This is a genomic window from Pedobacter immunditicola (assembly GCF_037482985.1).
GTDB lineage: Bacteria > Bacteroidota > Bacteroidia > Sphingobacteriales > Sphingobacteriaceae > Pedobacter > Pedobacter immunditicola.
The window spans coordinates 132792-149621 of the sequence record NZ_JBBHKC010000009.1; the positions used below are offsets into that span (position 1 = coordinate 132792).

Here is a 16830-nt window from a genome sequence, read left to right on the forward strand (position 1 = left end):
TTAGGGAACTATTGATATTTCAAATAATTTATCAAATCTTTTGCCCGTCACAAAAAGCCTTTTACCTTCTGCATCCCAGGCGATGCCATTTAGCACGTCCGTATTGGAATGTCTGTCTTTTGCAGGCAAGATATCAGATAGATCAACGTAACGCTCTACGACGCCGCTTTCGGGGTCTATAATCGCAAGATTATCTGTTTGGTAAATATTGGCATAGATTTTACCATTTACGAATTCCAGTTCATTCAATTGACTCACCTGCCCCTGGTCATCATAGACCTCTATAAACTTTTCTTCTTTGTAGGTATCTTTATTGAGGAACCATATCCTGTTGGTACCATCGGATTTGATTAACTGTTTACCATCAAAGGTTAAACCCCAACCTTCACGACTGTTTTGATAAGGGAAGCTTCCAGTTTGTTCAAAAGTTTTGGGATTGTAAATTAAACCTGAGTTTTCTTTCCAGGTCAACAGCACTACTTTATCCCCGATCATTGAGACCCCTTCAGCGAAATACTTCTTATCAAGGTCTATTTTCAGGAGTGCTTTACCGCTCGCCAGATCAACCCACCTTAAAGTGGAAGACCCATATTCGCCTGTACTCTCCAGGAACTTTCCATCATGGTATTCCAGGCCCTGGGTATAAGAAGTAGTATCATGCGGATATACGTTAATCACCTTATAGCCATCTACGGGGGGCACAACGTTCGATTTGAGCTCGATGTTTACAGTGATGGTATCTTTTTTATTTCCGTCATCCACAACAGCAGAAATCAACCTGTATCCTAATGACAGATCCCCTGTTTTTAGTGTAAATGGAGTCATGTCATTTTTTGTCCCCACAACTTTCCCGTCAACCAGGTAAGTGGCAGAACTTACTTGTACAGCGGTGGGTACATCCAGCTCAATTTTAACATCATCACCGATTTTCACCATCTCGCCTTGTTCAGGAAATTTGAACCCCACATAGGCGGCGTTTTCTTCTTCTTTACAGGATAAAGTTAAGGTAATGCCAAATAGCATAACGAACGCACAAATAGTTATAAATTTCTTCTGATTACTAGCCTGGCCAAAATGCATCTTCAATATGATTAATTTTATAATGTTTTCTATTCTCAAATACGATAGCAATCACGTCAAAACGAATTTCTCCCTGGTGATTGCACCTTTCAATATATTCCAGTGAAGCAAATTCCAGTTGCCGCTCCTTCTTCCAGTTCACAAAGTCTTCTGGTGCGCCGAACTCCACAGAGCTCCTTGTTTTTACTTCCAGAAAAATAAGCTTTTCCTCATGAAAAGCAATGAGATCGATCTCTGCCCTTCCATAAACCCAGTTTTGATTCAGGATGCGGTATCCTTTCTCTTCCAGGTAAAGCCTCGCTACCTGTTCCCCATGGCGCCCTAACTCATTATGCGCCGCCATTTATTTAATCACTACAGAGCCCAGAAACCTGGAGATTTCCTTTTCCACATTTTTCACAAAGGAATAACGCTGCATCAAGATTTCCTGGTTTACAGCATCGCTTTCCTCTTTGATCTCATTAAGCAAGTTTAACAAAATACGGTCGACTTTCCTTTTTTTAAGATGGAAAATCCCCCCTAATATTGTTGATTTTAGATTAATCGTTTCGTCCCGAACGTAAATCTGGTGTTTGTTATACCAGTTTTCACTCAGGGAATAGGGTGAGGTGGAAAGTGTAATAGCAAGATCTGCAATCTGCCGGTCCTGGTTCTTTATAAACTGACTGGCAGTTGGTAAAAGGCCACTTTCGATGTCCTGCTTATATATTTCGATGATTTTTTCACAGATACCGTCGTTAAAAGTAACATCTGCTAAATTCTGCATGATGAATGAACCGATATACATGTTATCGATGCTATCCCAGTTCACCAGTTCATGTCCATAAGTCAACAGCAGCCGGATGATTTCCTGTTCCTGCAATTCATCGGTAACCGCGGTACGGCCAATATCTTCCCCGGGAACGGCATTATCATCAAAAAGATTATCTGGAGGCCCATCCTGCTGCTGTCCATAAGAAGAGGAAGCGGGAGGTGGCGCCGATTTCTTAAACTTCGCTACCCGGATTTTGTTAAGTTCAGATACCAGGATGCGCTCCTCCACCTCTAACAGGTGACTGCATTCCTTGATGAATATAGAAGCTTTAATGCTGTCGGGAATCTTAGCAATACTTTCGACAATATCACGGATAATTCCTGCTCTTTTGATAGGGTCTTTGCCAGCCTCTTTTAATAAGGTTGTAGCCTTATATAAAATAAAATCCTTACGGTTGTTTTCAATGTAAGTTTTAAAAGCACCAGCACCAACTTTGTGCATGTAAGAATCAGGGTCATGGCTATCTGGAAAATTAACCACCTTCACATTCAGGCCTTCTTCCAGGATCATATCCAATCCACGCAGGGAGGCTTTTATCCCGGCAGCATCACCATCATAAAGAATTGTTACATTTTCGGTGAAGCGGCCAATCAGCCTGATTTGTTCCACCGTTAAGGAGGTACCTGAAGATGCGACCACATTTTCTACCCCTGCCTGGTGAACAGAAAGCACATCGGCATAGCCTTCAACAAGGTAACAATTGTCAGTTTCCCTGATGGCTTTCTTGGCATGGAATAGCCCGTAGAGCACATTGGATTTATGGTAGATGTCACTTTCAGGAGAGTTAACGTACTTAGGGACGTTTTTATCTGTCTTTAAAGTACGGCCGCCAAACCCGATGACCCGGCCCGTAAAGTTATGTATAGGGAACATCACCCTGCCCCGGAAACGGTCATACAGCTTTCCTTTATCATTTCTGATAGACAGGCCTGCTTTCTCCAGGTGTTCTTCCTTGTATCCGCTGCTTACAGCTTTCAGGGTCATCGCATCCCAGACATCAGGGGAATAACCAAGCTCAAACTTTCGCAGAATATCCTCTCTAAAGCCGCGCTCTTTAAAATAGCTTAACCCGATCGCCCTGCCGTCTGCTCCTGTCCAGAGTTCATTAGCAAAAAAAGCGGATGCGTACTGCGAAACGATGTATAAAGATTCGCGGGCATTCTGAGCCTCGATCTGTTGGTTGCTTTGAACAGTTTCCTCAACCTCGATGTTGTACTTATTCGCCAGGAACTTTAAAGCCTCAGGATAGGAATACTTCTCATGGTCCATCACAAAATGGACCGCATCACCACCTTTACCACAGCCAAAGCACTTGTAAATGCCCTTCGTTACGGAAACATGGAAAGATGGGGTCTTTTCATTATGAAAGGGGCAATTTCCGATTAAACTGGTACCACGTTTTTTTAAAGCCACAAAATCACCTACCACCTCCTCAATGCGGGCAGTATCCATGATTTTGTTAATGGTGTCGTGGTTAATCATTTTTTTATTTTAGTATTTATTTGACTAAGCGCAGCAAATGATCGGCTACAAATTTGTTGCCCTTATCATTCAAATGAACGCCGTCATAAGTTAAAACGTTTTTTTCAGAATCGGTAGTATTGTTTGCTGCGCCATAGGCAGTAAATAAACTCCTCAAATCAACTAAAGGTAGCTTGTTGACGGCCGCTAATTTACGGATTTCGTCAGCATATTTGTCTAGTTCAGCATCCATTTCATTGGCGCCGTTTTTCTTTTCACCAATAACAGCTGGTGTACACAAAATTACTTTTGCACCATTTGCGGTGATTTTATTGATCAGCGCCTGGTAGAATTGAACAAATTTATTTTGATCAGTTCCAGTTCTTGATGACTGTTTGTGCCAGACATCGTTAACCCCAATATAAATGACAACCAGGTCAGGCTTTTTATTTAGCACATCATTCTCAAGGCGTAAATACAAATCATAAACTTTATTGCCACCAATTCCTGCTCCAATAACTTCATATTTAGAAGGGTCAAGACTTTTGTTAATCAAGTTAACATAACCGCCTGTTTTAACACCCTGCTGGGTAATAGAATCGCCAAAGAATATAATTTTTTTAGGTTTCGGCGCCATAGCGCTAAATAATAAAACAAGTAAAAATGCAGAAGCTAATTTAAGATAAGGTTTCATATAGATATTTGGTTTTAAAATGGTTGACAGAACAACGGTTTGAAGGCGACAGTTAACTGCGCTTCATAAAATAAAGTTAAACAAATATAAAACTTAATTTAAATTATAATCCTCATGCAAAATCAGCACACTCGCACGCTCTGCCTTTTTCATCGGGACGTTCCAGTCGCCCTGGTATGAAATCTTAGACGGCAACTTCACTTCACCGAAATAACTCATTTCTATATTCATGCGTACATCGAAATTAAACAGCAGATTACTGTATTTCATGTCGACAAAGCGCCCCAGAATTTCAAAATTTCGCTTATCAAAAATAGTGGTCAGTTCTTTAATCATCAGGCCATCTTTTGTCCAGTTGCTCAAATCCGGCTTTACGGTAACTTTGAACCGGTAAACCGGAATAGAATCAAGATAAGTGGCACTAAAGAAGCTGTAATCGTAATATTGACGCATGTTAGCTGAAAATATCTCAGTCTTTTTTCCGATAAAAGGCAAACCCTTCACCGGTCTTCCTGGAGAGAAAATCAAGGTTTTCAACTTGTCTTTATAACTGGCATTAGAGGTGCCACCAGCAGGATTGCTGGCAAATGAAGCATCCGAAAATTCAGATTTATAAGCATTCATAAAAATGTAATCAAACATCTCCACGGTATACAGCTGGAATTTACCGTTCTTTTTATAAATCCTGCCATCATCCTGTTTCACCAGGTATTCCATTTTTGGCGCTTTGCTGTTGTGTTTTATTTTACGGTAAATGCTGCCATTGACTTTGTTTTTCTTGTCGTATGTATAAATGCGGTTCTCTGCAAAAAAACCATACTTCTTCATGTTTCGAAAAGCTTCATAAAAACTGGTATCGGTTAAGATGGCATCTATAAAAGTTTCCACACTCAATCTTTTTGCGGTAATGTTTACCGTGGAGTCCAGTGTAATTGTTTTAATCGTATCAGGATTAAAACGAGGAATCTCCTGAGCAATACTTTGAAAAACAAAGGCAAAAAAGAAGGCGCAGCAAATAACTTGTTTCATCAAAATATATTATTGTTTTTTAGAAGATAAAGCGATCAGGCGCAATCATTAATTACCTAACTGTTTCAAGGCGATATAAGCCATTAAACCGGTCGAGATTTTAAGTGCATCTTCATCAACATCAAAATTAGGGGTATGAACAGAGTACCTTGTCCCTTTGGCTGCATTACCTGTTCCCAGCCTGTAAAAACAAGCATCAGTTAGCTGACTATAATAAGCAAAATCTTCAGCTGCCATCCAGATATCAAGGTCTACCACATTGTCTTTGCCTAAGTAATCTTCAGCAAAAGCACGTGCATTGGCCGTTAAAACAGGTTCATTGATTAAATAAGGGTAACCATGCATGATGTTAAAGTCACAACTACCACCCATGCTTTCAGCAATGCCTTCAGCCATCTTTTTCATACGTAGCTTTGCTTCCTGGCGCCATTCTTCATTCAGTGTCCTGAAAGTACCTTCCAATTTAACTTCATTCGGGATGATATTGGTTGCACCATCAGCGGTAACCTTTCCGAATGATAAAACTGAAGGCAAACGTGGATCTGCATATCTGCTTACAATTTGCTGTAAAGCAATGATGATATGAGAGGCAATTAATACCGGGTCAATATTTTGATGAGGCTGGGCACCATGTCCGCCTTTACCATGCACCGTAACGTACAATTCATCCGCTGAGGCCATATATATACCTGATCTAAAGCCCACCTTACCTGCGTCTATCAATGGCATCACATGCTGCCCAACAATATGGTGAGGCTGAGGGTTTTCAAGAACCCCTTCCTTGATCATGATACTTGCACCACCAGGCAAGATCTCTTCCCCTGGTTGAAAAATTAACTTAATGGTCCCGGCAAACTGATCTTTAAGTTTCGAAAGGATAAAGGCAGTTCCTAATAAAGAAGAACTGTGCACATCATGACCACAAGCATGCATCACCCCGTTATTTTTAGATGCATAAGGTTTATCATTCGCCTCCTGTATCGGCAGGGCGTCCATGTCGGCGCGCAAGGCAATCACCTTGTCCGATGGTAAATCACCTTTGATAAGACCAACAACACCTGTATCAGCCATAATGGTATAAGGGATTCCCCAGGCGTTTAACTTTTCCTGTATAAACTTAGATGTCTCAAATTCCTTAAAAGAAAGCTCGGGGTTTGCGTGAAGGTGCTGACGAGCGGATACTACCTGTTCAAAAATATGTGCTGCTTGTTCCTGAATCTGATCTTTAATCATTGGTTTCTTCTAAAATGGGTGCGTTAATCTTTTCTCTAAAAATAAAAAGGGTAGGGAATAAAGGCCGTAACTCATTCATCAGCCGCTGAGCTTCCAGACGTGTTCTGAAATCGCCCACCCTTAAATAGTAATTTGGCTCTTTATAAGTAATGTAAGTATTCAATTTAGGATAAAGGGCTTTAAACCTGCCTTGTTCCTGGAAAGTTTCTTTCCTGTTAGATCCATAAAAGACCTGCACGCGATAGCCTACCTGGGCAACAATAGGCCCGTTACGTTTGATGGTCGGTGAAATCACCTTTTTATTTAGCTCCAGTCGCTTTTGAATTAAACTATCAATCAAAGGATCTTTGACGATGGTCACTTCACCCCTGTCCTGAGCAAAGGCAGGGATACAAAAAAAGCATATTATACAAGCAATTATGATCTTCATGAAAAGGGCTTAAAAAGAGAATGCCGAATTTTTCAACAAAACTCGGCATTCTCAACGTCTATTACAAATTACAATCCTGCACCATGGCAGTTCTTATATTTTTTCCCACTACCACAAGGGCAAGGTTCATTTCTACCAACAGTTGGTTCCTTGCGAATTGGTTGCTGAGGAACCTGCTCACGCGTATCTTCCATCATTAGTGGCGCTTCTCCCGCATGTTGAAATTCTGGTTTAGACATCTGTAATTTTGCCGCTGGAGCTTTAGGCTCCTCTGCAGCTTTCAAATCTTCAGCTTCCTGGTGTATTGGGATTCCACCTTTATACAAGAAGCTCACTACTTCCTTGTTTACGGCATTCAACATGTTTTTAAACAAGTTAAAAGCTTCCATTTTATAGATAACCAATGGATCTTTCTGCTCATAAACTGCATTCTGAACAGATTGTTTCAACTCATCCATTTCACGCAAATGCTCTTTCCAGGACTCATCAATTAATCCTAAAACAATTGTTTTCTCAAATGACTTAGTTACTTCACGTCCGTTATTTTCAATGGCAAGTTTTAGTCCTACAGGAACCTGTATGCTCCGCATACCGTCAGTGAATGGTATAACAATTTGTTCGATGTGTGAACCACGCTCCTCAAATACCTGGTGTAATACTGGCATCGCCTGGTTAATGATGGCCTCACCTTTTCTAGCATAGAATACTTCAGCTTCACCAAACAATTTCTCCGTTAGTGTAGGAATGTTTCTAGAACTGAATTCCTCTGGAGAGATAGAAGTATCTAAAGAGAAGTTTTTAATGACTTCCAGCTTAAAGCCTTCGTAATTAGCAGTTTCTTTAAATTCAGTAACGATATCTTCAGCTACATCAAAAACCATATTGTTCATGTCCACATCCAAACGCTCGCCAAACAAAGCATTTTTCCGTTTGGAATAAATCACAGAACGCTGAGAGTTCATCACATCATCATACTCCAGCAAACGCTTACGAATACCGAAGTTATTCTCTTCCACTTTTTTCTGTGCACGCTCAATAGACTTGGTAATCATGGAATGCTGAATCACTTCACCTTCCTCAATTCCCATTTTCACCATGATGTTGGAAATACGCTCCGATCCGAATAAACGCATCAGGTTATCCTCCAATGAGACAAAGAACTGAGATGAACCCGGATCACCCTGACGACCGGCACGACCACGTAACTGTCTGTCAACACGACGTGACTCATGTCTTTCGGTACCCACGATGGCTAAACCACCAGATTCCTTCACACCAGCACCTAATTTAATATCCGTACCACGACCAGCCATATTGGTAGCAATGGTCACCTGACCAGCCTGACCGGCTTCAGCAACAATATCAGCTTCCCTCTGGTGCATCTTCGCGTTCAACACATTGTGTTTAATACCACGAAGCTTCAGCATACGGCTTAGCAATTCAGAAATCTCTACAGAAGTAGTACCAACCAGCACAGGACGGCCAGCTTCAGTTAACTTCACGATCTCTTCAGCAACAGCATTGTATTTTTCCCGGATGGTGCGGTATACATAATCTTGGTGATCAGTTCTTGAAATTACACGGTTAGTTGGAATTTCAACAACATCCAATTTATAGATCGACCAAAACTCACCAGCTTCAGTAGTTGCAGTACCCGTCATACCACAAAGCTTATGGTACATCCTGAAATAGTTTTGCAATGTTACCGTAGCATAAGTTTGGGAAGCATCTTCAACTTTTACATTTTCTTTAGCTTCAATAGCCTGGTGTAAACCATCTGAATAACGGCGGCCATCCATGATACGGCCTGTCTGCTCATCAACGATTTTAATTTTACCCTCGTCAATGATATATTCAACATCATTTTCAAATAAAGTATAGGCTTTCAATAACTGATTTACCGAGTGGATACGCTCTGCTTTGATGGAATAATCACGCATCAGCTCATCTTTCCTGGCAATTTTATCTTCGCTGCTTAAAGAAGATTTCTCAATTTCTGCTATTTCTGTACCTACATCAGGCAAAACGAAGAAACTGGTATCTTCCCCAGAAACGGTAATCAGTTCAATACCTTTTTCAGTCAATTCAACCTGGTTGTGTTTTTCATCAATGTGAAAAAACAATTCAGAATCAACTTTTGGCATATTTTTACTCTGATCTGCCATGTAATGGTTTTCAGTTTTCAACAAGGTCTGCTTATTACTTCCCTCACTCAAAAACTTAATCAGCGCTTTATTTTTTGGCAAACCACGATGAGCCCTTAATAAAGCAAGGCCACCCTCACCTTCTTCAGTTCCACCCTTACCATCATTTATTAACTTTTTAGCTTCATTTAAAGCTCTGGTTACATATTCTTTCTGCGCATTAACCAATCGCTCAATTCTAGGCTTCAGCTCATGGAACTCATGCTGGTCACCAAAAGGAACAGGGCCAGAAATAATCAATGGCGTACGGGCATCATCAATTAATACTGAATCGACCTCATCCACCATAGCGAAATGCAATTTACGCTGAACCAGTTGATCTGGCGCCTGCGTCATATTGTCACGCAGGTAGTCAAAACCAAATTCATTATTAGTACCGTATGTGATATCAGCCAGATAAGCTTTTTTGCGTTGAGGAGAATTGGGCTCATGTTTGTCAATACAATCGACAGCCAGGCCATGGAATTCAAACAAAGGACCATTCCATTCAGAGTCACGACGAGCAAGGTAATCGTTCACCGTAACGATGTGAACACCTTGACCAGCTAGGGCATTGAGGTAGGCAGGCAATGTACTCACCAAAGTTTTACCCTCACCAGTGGCCATCTCGGCAATTTTACCGTTATGCAATACCACACCACCAATTAACTGTACATCGTAATGCACCATGTTCCACTTCACATCAGTACCTGCAGCTTCCCAATGGTTAGCCCATACTGCCTTATCGCCGATAATTTCGACGTTTTTCTTTCGTGCGGCATAATCACGGTCAAAATCTGTAGCAGTTACTTCCAGGAACTCATTTTCAGAAAAACGCCTGGAGGTTTCTTTCACCACCGCAAAAGCTTGTGGCAATATATCGGTCAGGGCAACTTCAAGTTCTTTATCACGATCCTTGATTAACGCATCAATCTGATCATAGATGGCCGTTTTTTCAGTTAATGAAAGCTCCTGACTTTCCGCATCAGTTTTTAGTCCGCCAATTCTACCGTCAATGTCCGCTAAAGCTTTAGCGATTACATCTTTGAAATATACTGTTTTATGTCGAAGCTCATCGTTTGATAAAGCAGATAGCTTAGCGTATTCCTCATTTATTTTGATTACGATAGGCTGAAGTACTTTAATATCTCTCTCTGATTTGCTGCCAAATACCTTGGTTAAAAATCCTAACATCTCTTTATACTTGTCTTTAAATATTTTAAAATCATGAAATTACAACAATTACGCCAGTGGAAAGAATAAGCCACATTGGCAGTTGTTGGGCGCTAAAATTACAAAATATCCTGTACATTGCTTCGTCACTGGCGTTTTATTTTATCTTTGCGCAATGAATATCTTATTATTAGGTTCTGGCGGAAGAGAAAGTGCTTTTGCCTGGAAGTTGAGCCAATCAACTCAATGCGGAAAACTATTTATTGCACCCGGAAATGGTGGTACAGCTGCTTATGGCAAAAACATCAATCTGGATCCCAATAATTTCGAAGCGGTGAAAGCTGTTGCGCTTAAAGAAAACATCGGGCTTGTGGTTGTAGGACCCGAAGAACCTTTGGTAAATGGTATTCATGATTTCTTTCTGAAAGATGAAAGTCTTGCAGCGATTCCTGTAATAGGACCGAAAAAAGAAGGTGCTATCTTAGAAGGCAGTAAGGATTTTTCAAAACAGTTTATGGCCCGCCATGGAATCCCTACGGCAGGATCAAGATCGTTCACGACTGAAACCCTGGAAGAAGGACTTACCTATCTTCAGAACCACCAAACGCCAATCGTGCTTAAAGCAGATGGCCTGGCTGCAGGAAAAGGGGTATTAATCCTTGATAACACGGCTGAAGCCCAAGAAGAACTTAAATTAATGCTGAGTGGTAAATTCGGCGCTGCAGGTACAACGGTAGTGGTTGAAGAGTTTTTAACTGGCATAGAACTTTCGGTATTTGTATTGACCGATGGAGATCACTATGTAATTTTACCTGAAGCAAAAGACTATAAACGCATCGGCCAGGCGGACACCGGTTTAAATACAGGCGGTATGGGCTCCGTTTCTCCGGTACCCTTTGCCAGTGAAGCTTTTATGAAAGAAGTGGAGCAAGATATCATTATTCCGACCATCAATGGTTTGAAGAAAGATAATATCGATTATACAGGCTTTATTTTCTTTGGCTTAATTAAAGTAAATGAAAAGCCCTATCTAATTGAATACAACTGCCGCATGGGTGATCCTGAAACGGAAAGTGTTGTTCCAAGAATTGAAAATGATTTAGTAGAACTGTTTCTGGCCACTGCACAAAAAAGACTAAATGAAGTCACTATAAAGATCAGCCCTAAGAATGCAGCTACCGTAATGATTGTTGCTGGTGGTTATCCTGGCGAATACGAGAAAGGAAGAACCATCACCGGTTTAGATAATTTACGTCAGTCCATGGCTTTCCATGCAGGCACCATAGCAGATGGCGGTGTTGTTAAATCAAACGGCGGCCGTGTGGTAGCGATCACAAGTTTACAAGACACGCAATTCGAGGCTTTGCAATCCGCAACAGCAGATGCAGCAAGAATTTATTTTGACGGTAAATATTTCCGGGAAGATATCGGATTCGATTTAATGTAAGCACCAGTGGAAAATTAAAAGAAATTTGATAATCCGGACATTTGTCCATAAATTAGTAGACATAAGACAATGTCATGATTAAGGATATTAAAAAGCTGGATATAGAAGATTTCGATTTTGGCGAATCCAATGCTGAAATGATATTCAAATTTCTATTGCCAGAGAAATCCTGGTCAGGCCATCAACGCTATGACTATTATTTATTCGCCATAGATTGGATTCGTGATGGTATTCCAAAAGTGGCGGTAGAAAATCTATTACAAAAAACCAGCGTTACCAGGGCACAACTTTGTCAGATTATCCACATTAGCATCAGGCAACTTAACCGTTACCAAAATGATGATCTTTTATCGGTAGAGCAGTCTAATTTTTTGTATGAATTTACCCGGGTCTATGTTAGGGGCCTGGATATTTTTGGCGATGGCCATACCTTAGATCAATGGCTGATGCGGCCTAATCTTGCGCTAGGCGATACCCCCCCCCTGGAATTGCTAGACACCAGTGAAGGCATTAGATTGGTAGATGACCTGCTCTCTCAAATTGAACATGGTTTTTATTCATGATTTTATACCGTATTGCAAGAGAAAAGTACGCAAACGACCTCTCTGGTAAAGGTGGTGTAATATCTTCCGCAAGATGGCATGATCATGTCCCTATAGTCTATGCCTCTGTAAATTCATCAACTGCAATTCTGGAGAAACTCGTATATATGCAGGCAAGTGATATTCATCATGACCTCATGATCACGTCAATGGTTGTTCCTGATCGAAGCAGCAGCGAAGAGATAGAGATTGCACAATTGCCGGAAAACTGGGATAAATATCCAGGACCAATCATCCTTAAAAGAATAGGCAATGCATGGCTCGCAGGATTAAGCTCCCTCTTGTTATTTGTGCCAAGCGTTATTGATCCACTAGCAAAGAATGTACTGATCAACCCCTTACATCCTGAGGCAGACGGAATTGTCATCGACATGATCCAACCTTTTACCTTCGACAACAGGCTGATCAAATAAATTTCCCAATTCCTGAAACATATACGGGCAAATCAAGTCATACTCAGAAACGCCTTCATGAGATTTCTTTACCTGAGTATATTACTTCTGTTTTGCTACTCTTCTTCCGTCGGACAAAACACTCCCATTCGAAAGAAAATGCCTGCCAAACGCACGGGTACAAATCCAAAAATTGATGGTTTATTAGACGATCCAGAGTGGATAAATGCACCCATTGCTACAGGTTTCATTGAAAACAACCCAACTCCTGGGAAAATGGAGACAGCAGACAGGCGTACGGAAGTGAAGTTATTGTATGATGATATAGCCGTTTATGTTTCTGCCCGCATGTACGCCAATCCCGATAGCATCGCACAAGAACTAATGACCAGGGACCAGATTGGAAACTCAGATTACTTCGGTATTTTCTTCGATACGTTTCTGGACCGCATCAATGGGAATGGTTTTTTTGTAACTGCATCGGGAACTCAATTTGACGCCAAGTATTCACAAACTGGAAATGAAGATCCCAACTGGAATGCAGTTTGGGATAGCGAAGTAAAGATCGATGAAAAAGGATGGACTTTGGAAATGAAAATCCCCTATTCTGCCTTGCGTTTTTCCAGTAAAGACGTCCAAACCTGGGGACTTAATATGCTGCGAAAAAGGGCTATGGAAAATTCCCAGACCTTCTGGAATTTTGTTGACCCAAAAGTTAGTGGCTTAATGAATCAGGAAGGCACCTGGGAAGGACTGGAAAAAATCAAAGCACCCCTGCGTCTATCTTTTTCACCTTATATTTCCTCTTATGTTAACCATTATCCGAGCACCGTTGCCGGGATAAAAGATTTCACCTCTTCCTTTAGCGGGGGCATGGATGTTAAATACGGCATCAATAATAGCTTTACTTTAGACATGACCCTGATCCCTGATTTCGGACAGGTGCAATCGGATAACCGCATCTTAAACCTCACCCCTTTTGAGGTCAAATTCAATGAAAACAGGTCCTTTTTCACCGAAGGAACGGAATTATTTAATAAGGGCGATTTGTTTTACTCCAGGAGAATTGGCGCTTCACCCTCCTATTTTAAAGATGTCTCCGCGCAGCTTCAAACGGGTGAAACCATTGTAAAAGACCCGCAGGAAAGCAAAGTGTTGAATGCCACAAAAATCTCGGGCCGAACGGCAAAAGGGCTGGGAATAGGCATTTTTAACGCCCTTACCAATAAAATGTTCGCTGAAGTCGAAGATGCACAAGGCAACAGAAGGGAAATCGAAAGTCAGCCGCTCACCAATTATAATATTTTTGTTTTAGATCAAAGCTTAAAAAACAACAGCTCAGTAAGTATCATCAACACCAATGTTTTAAGACAGGGATCCAGTGATGATGCCAATGTAACGGCCTTTCTGTTTAACTTAAATGACAAAAAGAACAAATTCTATATCAACGGCGCGGGCAAAATGAGTTACCTCACCAGCAATGGGACGCAGGGAAATCAGAAAGGTTATTTTTATGAAGCTGAAACAGGGAAGCAAAGTGGCAATTTTACCTGGAGCTATGAGCAGAAACTTGCCGACCAAGTTTTTGACCCATCAGATATGGGCTTTTTCACTAACAATAATTTCTTTGACCAGACTGGAATTCTGCACTACAACATCTATAAACCAGGCAAATTCTATAATACCTTCCAGTCGTTCGTCTACGTTAATTACTCGAGGCGGTTTAAACCCGCAGCCTACCAGAATGTATATGTTGAAATGGGGCCCTATATACAATTCAAAAACCTCTGGTCGGCCGAGTTAATTTTAAACTGGAGAGCGGAAGGCAACGACTTTTACGAGTCAAGAAACGGAGATTTGTACAAATCTCCGGAAACTTACGGAATCAGGTTATTTGTTAACCCCAACAGAGCTAAAGCCTATAACTTCGGCGGTAATATCGGCATGACCAAACAAGAGCTTAAAGACGGAAAAATTTATAACTTCTATTTTTTCCAGAACCTGCGGCTCAATGACAAGCTGGGATTCGGTTTGGATTTATACTATGAGCCTAGCTATAACCTCGTTAACTGGGTTGGCGCTCATGAAACTCAATCCATATTTTCTAAATATGACAGGAATACCGTTGAAAACTCTTTTGATGCCAAATACAGCTTTACCAATCGAATGGGAATAAATTTACGAGCAAGGCATTACTGGTCTGACAGACGGAATTCGGCTTTTTATGACCTAACATCAACCGGTATGTTAAAAGATCATCAAGGGCCTGCACTTGAAGGAGCAGACAAAAATTACAACGTATTTAATATCGACTTGATTTATACCTGGCAATTTGCACCGGGAAGTGAACTTAGCGTCACGTATAAAGATATCTCAGAAAGCAGCATGGATTATTACACAAAAGGTTACAGGACAAATTTAAACAACATCCTCTCGGGCCCACAAAATAATAGCCTTTCTATTAAAATGTTGTATTATATTGATTATCTTGATATCAGAAAGAAAAAGAATAAAATCATTAACTAATAGCGTCATCAACTATTAAAGACAAACGCCGATGAAACACCTCATTAAACTGCTGGCGTTTTCGCTGCTTACGGCATGGCATGTCCCCGCCCTCCTGGCACAGGACAGGATGATGAATACCTATTGTAATCCGCTGAATATCGATTACACGTATATGATTTATGATGCCCATAAAGATATCTCCTACCGGTCGGGAGCTGATCCGGCAGTAGTTAAGTTTAAAGATGAATACTATATGTTCGTGACGCGGTCTATGGGTTACTGGCATTCCACAGATTTACTTAACTGGACATTTATCAAGCCCGAGAAGTGGTATTTTCAAGGCTCCAATGCCCCCGCGGCGCACAATTACAAAGACTCTGTTTTGTATATGGCAGGGGACCCATCAGGCTCCATGAGTATCCTTTATACCGATAACCCTAAAAAGGGCGACTGGAAGGCTGTTCCGGGCATTATAAATGACCTTCAGGATCCGGCCTTGTTCATAGATGATGACGGGAAGGCCTATGTATTCTGGGGCTCTTCAAACACCTATCCCATAAGGGCAAAAACTTTAAACAAAGACCTCCGTTTCCGGCCGTCTGAAAAAACGTACGAATTATTTAATCTCGACGGTGAAAAACATGGTTGGGAACGTTTTGGAGAGAACCATACCGATACTGTACTCCGGGGCTATATAGAAGGACCCTGGCTCACCAAACACAACAATAAATATTATTTGCAGTATGCAGCCCCCGGAACAGAATTTGATGTTTATGGAGACGGTGTATATACGAGTGATCATCCGCTAGGCCCCTATAAATATGCACCAAACAATCCTGTCTTTTATAAACCCGGTGGATTTATCAACGGTGCAGGGCATGGCAGTACTGTGGAAGGCCCGAACAATACTTATTGGCACTTTGGCTCTATGGCTGTTAACGTCAATATAGGCTGGAAAAGACGCATCGCCATGTATCCCACTTACTTTGATAAAGATGGACTGATGTATTCCAATACTTCATTTGGGGATTACCCTCACTATGCACCTACTGATCCAGACAAACCCGGTGAATTCAGGGGCTGGATGCTCCTGTCTTATCGAAAACCCGTAAAGGCATCTTCCTTCCAGGGAGACTTTAAACCCGAAAACATCACGGATGAAACCGTTAAAACATTTTGGGTGGCCGAAAGTAATGACGACAAACAATGGATTGAAATCGACTTGGGAAAACCAGGTAAAGTCTATGCAATTCAGGTCAACTTTAACGACTACAAATCTAACCTCTACGGAAGGATTGATAGTCTTTACCACCAATATTTAATAGAAGGCTCAACCGATGGGGAATCCTGGCGGGCATTGGTAGATAAGTCTGACAATCGGGAGGATGTTCCGAATGATTATGTAGAATTGAAAAACCCTGAAACGGTCAGGTTTGTGCGTTATAAAAACATGCACGTGCCAACCCCAAACCTATCCATTTCAGGTTTACGGGTTTTTGGCATCGGATCAGGAAAAGCACCTAAAAGGGTTAACAGCGTCAAGGTAAACCGAAACAAAGACCGCAGGGACGCCTTGATCACCTGGAAACAACAAGCCGGAGCACAAGGCTATCATGTACTTTGGGGTATTGCGCCCGACAAACTATATAGTTCCTGGATGGTTTATGGTAAAAATGAACTGGAATTAAAAAGTCTGACCATAGATCAGACTTATTATTTCTCCGTAGAGGCATTTAATGAAAATGGTATTTCACAACGAACGGCTGCTGTGAAAGTTCCTTAGT

Annotated in this window: 13 protein-coding genes; 5 read left to right on the forward strand and 8 right to left on the reverse strand. The window is 41.2% G+C overall.

Features of this window, described 5'->3' with window-relative positions:
• The 8 genes from WG905_RS16400 to secA all read right to left on the reverse strand — a co-directional run bounded on the left by WG905_RS16400 (position 1) and on the right by secA (position 10118).
• Positions 1 to 1023: a glutaminyl-peptide cyclotransferase gene (locus WG905_RS16400; RefSeq protein ID WP_339592829.1), complete on the reverse strand. Its 1023-nt coding sequence runs from the start codon at positions 1021 to 1023 to the stop codon at positions 1 to 3.
• A 37-nt stretch (positions 1024 to 1060) separates the two neighbouring features.
• The gene (locus WG905_RS16405) at positions 1061 to 1423 is read right to left on the reverse strand and encodes a YraN family protein (protein WP_339592830.1); all 363 of its coding nucleotides are present in this window, start codon (positions 1421 to 1423) and stop codon (positions 1061 to 1063) included.
• A complete protein-coding gene (gene dnaG / locus WG905_RS16410) occupies positions 1424 to 3376 on the reverse strand; it encodes a DNA primase (RefSeq protein ID WP_339592831.1) in 1953 nt (650 codons plus the stop codon).
• A gap of 16 nt (positions 3377 to 3392) precedes the next feature.
• Complete coding sequence (locus tag WG905_RS16415; protein WP_339592832.1) at positions 3393 to 4049, reverse strand: SGNH/GDSL hydrolase family protein; 657 nt, start codon at positions 4047 to 4049, stop codon at positions 3393 to 3395.
• Positions 4050 to 4142: 93 nt separating this feature from the next.
• Positions 4143 to 5078 (reverse strand): hypothetical protein, encoded by a 936-nt coding sequence (locus WG905_RS16420; RefSeq protein WP_339592833.1) that lies wholly within the window; start codon positions 5076 to 5078, stop codon positions 4143 to 4145.
• Positions 5079 to 5126: 48 nt separating this feature from the next.
• The gene (locus WG905_RS16425) at positions 5127 to 6311 is read right to left on the reverse strand and encodes a M20 metallopeptidase family protein (protein WP_339592834.1); all 1185 of its coding nucleotides are present in this window, start codon (positions 6309 to 6311) and stop codon (positions 5127 to 5129) included.
• Entirely contained in the window at positions 6304 to 6741 is a 438-nt protein-coding gene (locus WG905_RS16430) for an SPOR domain-containing protein (protein ID WP_339592835.1), read from the reverse strand. The genes WG905_RS16425 and WG905_RS16430 overlap by 8 nt, the downstream gene beginning before the upstream one ends.
• 68 nt (positions 6742 to 6809) lie before the next feature.
• Positions 6810 to 10118 carry a preprotein translocase subunit SecA gene (secA, locus tag WG905_RS16435; RefSeq protein ID WP_339592836.1) on the reverse strand — a complete coding sequence of 1103 codons (3309 nt, stop codon included), beginning with the start codon at positions 10116 to 10118 and terminating at the stop codon, positions 6810 to 6812.
• A 154-nt stretch (positions 10119 to 10272) separates the two neighbouring features.
• Between secA and purD the strand changes: the two genes are divergently transcribed.
• The 5 genes from purD (at position 10273) to WG905_RS16460 (ending at position 16829) form a co-directional block, all read left to right on the forward strand.
• Positions 10273 to 11544 (forward strand): phosphoribosylamine--glycine ligase, encoded by a 1272-nt coding sequence (gene purD, locus WG905_RS16440; RefSeq protein WP_339592837.1) that lies wholly within the window; start codon positions 10273 to 10275, stop codon positions 11542 to 11544.
• Positions 11545 to 11618: 74 nt separating this feature from the next.
• Positions 11619 to 12107 (forward strand): Xre family toxin-antitoxin system antitoxin, encoded by a 489-nt coding sequence (locus tag WG905_RS16445; protein WP_339592838.1) that lies wholly within the window; start codon positions 11619 to 11621, stop codon positions 12105 to 12107.
• Positions 12104 to 12559, forward strand: a complete 456-nt coding sequence (locus WG905_RS16450; protein ID WP_339592839.1) for an RES family NAD+ phosphorylase — start codon at positions 12104 to 12106, stop codon at positions 12557 to 12559. The genes WG905_RS16445 and WG905_RS16450 overlap by 4 nt, the downstream gene beginning before the upstream one ends.
• 57 nt (positions 12560 to 12616) lie before the next feature.
• Positions 12617 to 15064 (forward strand): DUF5916 domain-containing protein, encoded by a 2448-nt coding sequence (locus WG905_RS16455; protein ID WP_339592840.1) that lies wholly within the window; start codon positions 12617 to 12619, stop codon positions 15062 to 15064.
• Between the two features lie 31 nt (positions 15065 to 15095).
• A complete protein-coding gene (locus WG905_RS16460) occupies positions 15096 to 16829 on the forward strand; it encodes a family 43 glycosylhydrolase (RefSeq protein WP_339592841.1) in 1734 nt (577 codons plus the stop codon).
• The last annotated feature ends 1 nt before the right edge of the window (position 16830 follow it).

Bases quoted from the DNA above. Each gene is read 5' to 3' on its own strand.
- purD (WP_339592837.1), top strand. From the start codon at position 10,273: ATGAATATCTTATTATTAGGTTCTGGCGGAAGAGAAAGTGCTTTTGCC.
- WG905_RS16445 (WP_339592838.1), top strand. From the start codon at position 11,619: ATGATTAAGGATATTAAAAAGCTGGATATAGAAGATTTCGATTTTGGC.
- WG905_RS16415 (WP_339592832.1), bottom strand. From the start codon at position 4,049: ATGAAACCTTATCTTAAATTAGCTTCTGCATTTTTACTTGTTTTATTA.
- WG905_RS16405 (WP_339592830.1), bottom strand. From the start codon at position 1,423: ATGGCGGCGCATAATGAGTTAGGGCGCCATGGGGAACAGGTAGCGAGG.
- WG905_RS16460 (WP_339592841.1), top strand. From the start codon at position 15,096: ATGAAACACCTCATTAAACTGCTGGCGTTTTCGCTGCTTACGGCATGG.
- WG905_RS16430 (WP_339592835.1), bottom strand. From the start codon at position 6,741: ATGAAGATCATAATTGCTTGTATAATATGCTTTTTTTGTATCCCTGCC.
- secA (WP_339592836.1), bottom strand. From the start codon at position 10,118: ATGTTAGGATTTTTAACCAAGGTATTTGGCAGCAAATCAGAGAGAGAT.
- dnaG (WP_339592831.1), bottom strand. From the start codon at position 3,376: ATGATTAACCACGACACCATTAACAAAATCATGGATACTGCCCGCATT.
- WG905_RS16400 (WP_339592829.1), bottom strand. From the start codon at position 1,023: ATGCTATTTGGCATTACCTTAACTTTATCCTGTAAAGAAGAAGAAAAC.
- WG905_RS16425 (WP_339592834.1), bottom strand. From the start codon at position 6,311: ATGATTAAAGATCAGATTCAGGAACAAGCAGCACATATTTTTGAACAG.
- WG905_RS16450 (WP_339592839.1), top strand. From the start codon at position 12,104: ATGATTTTATACCGTATTGCAAGAGAAAAGTACGCAAACGACCTCTCT.
- WG905_RS16420 (WP_339592833.1), bottom strand. From the start codon at position 5,078: ATGAAACAAGTTATTTGCTGCGCCTTCTTTTTTGCCTTTGTTTTTCAA.
- WG905_RS16455 (WP_339592840.1), top strand. From the start codon at position 12,617: ATGAGATTTCTTTACCTGAGTATATTACTTCTGTTTTGCTACTCTTCT.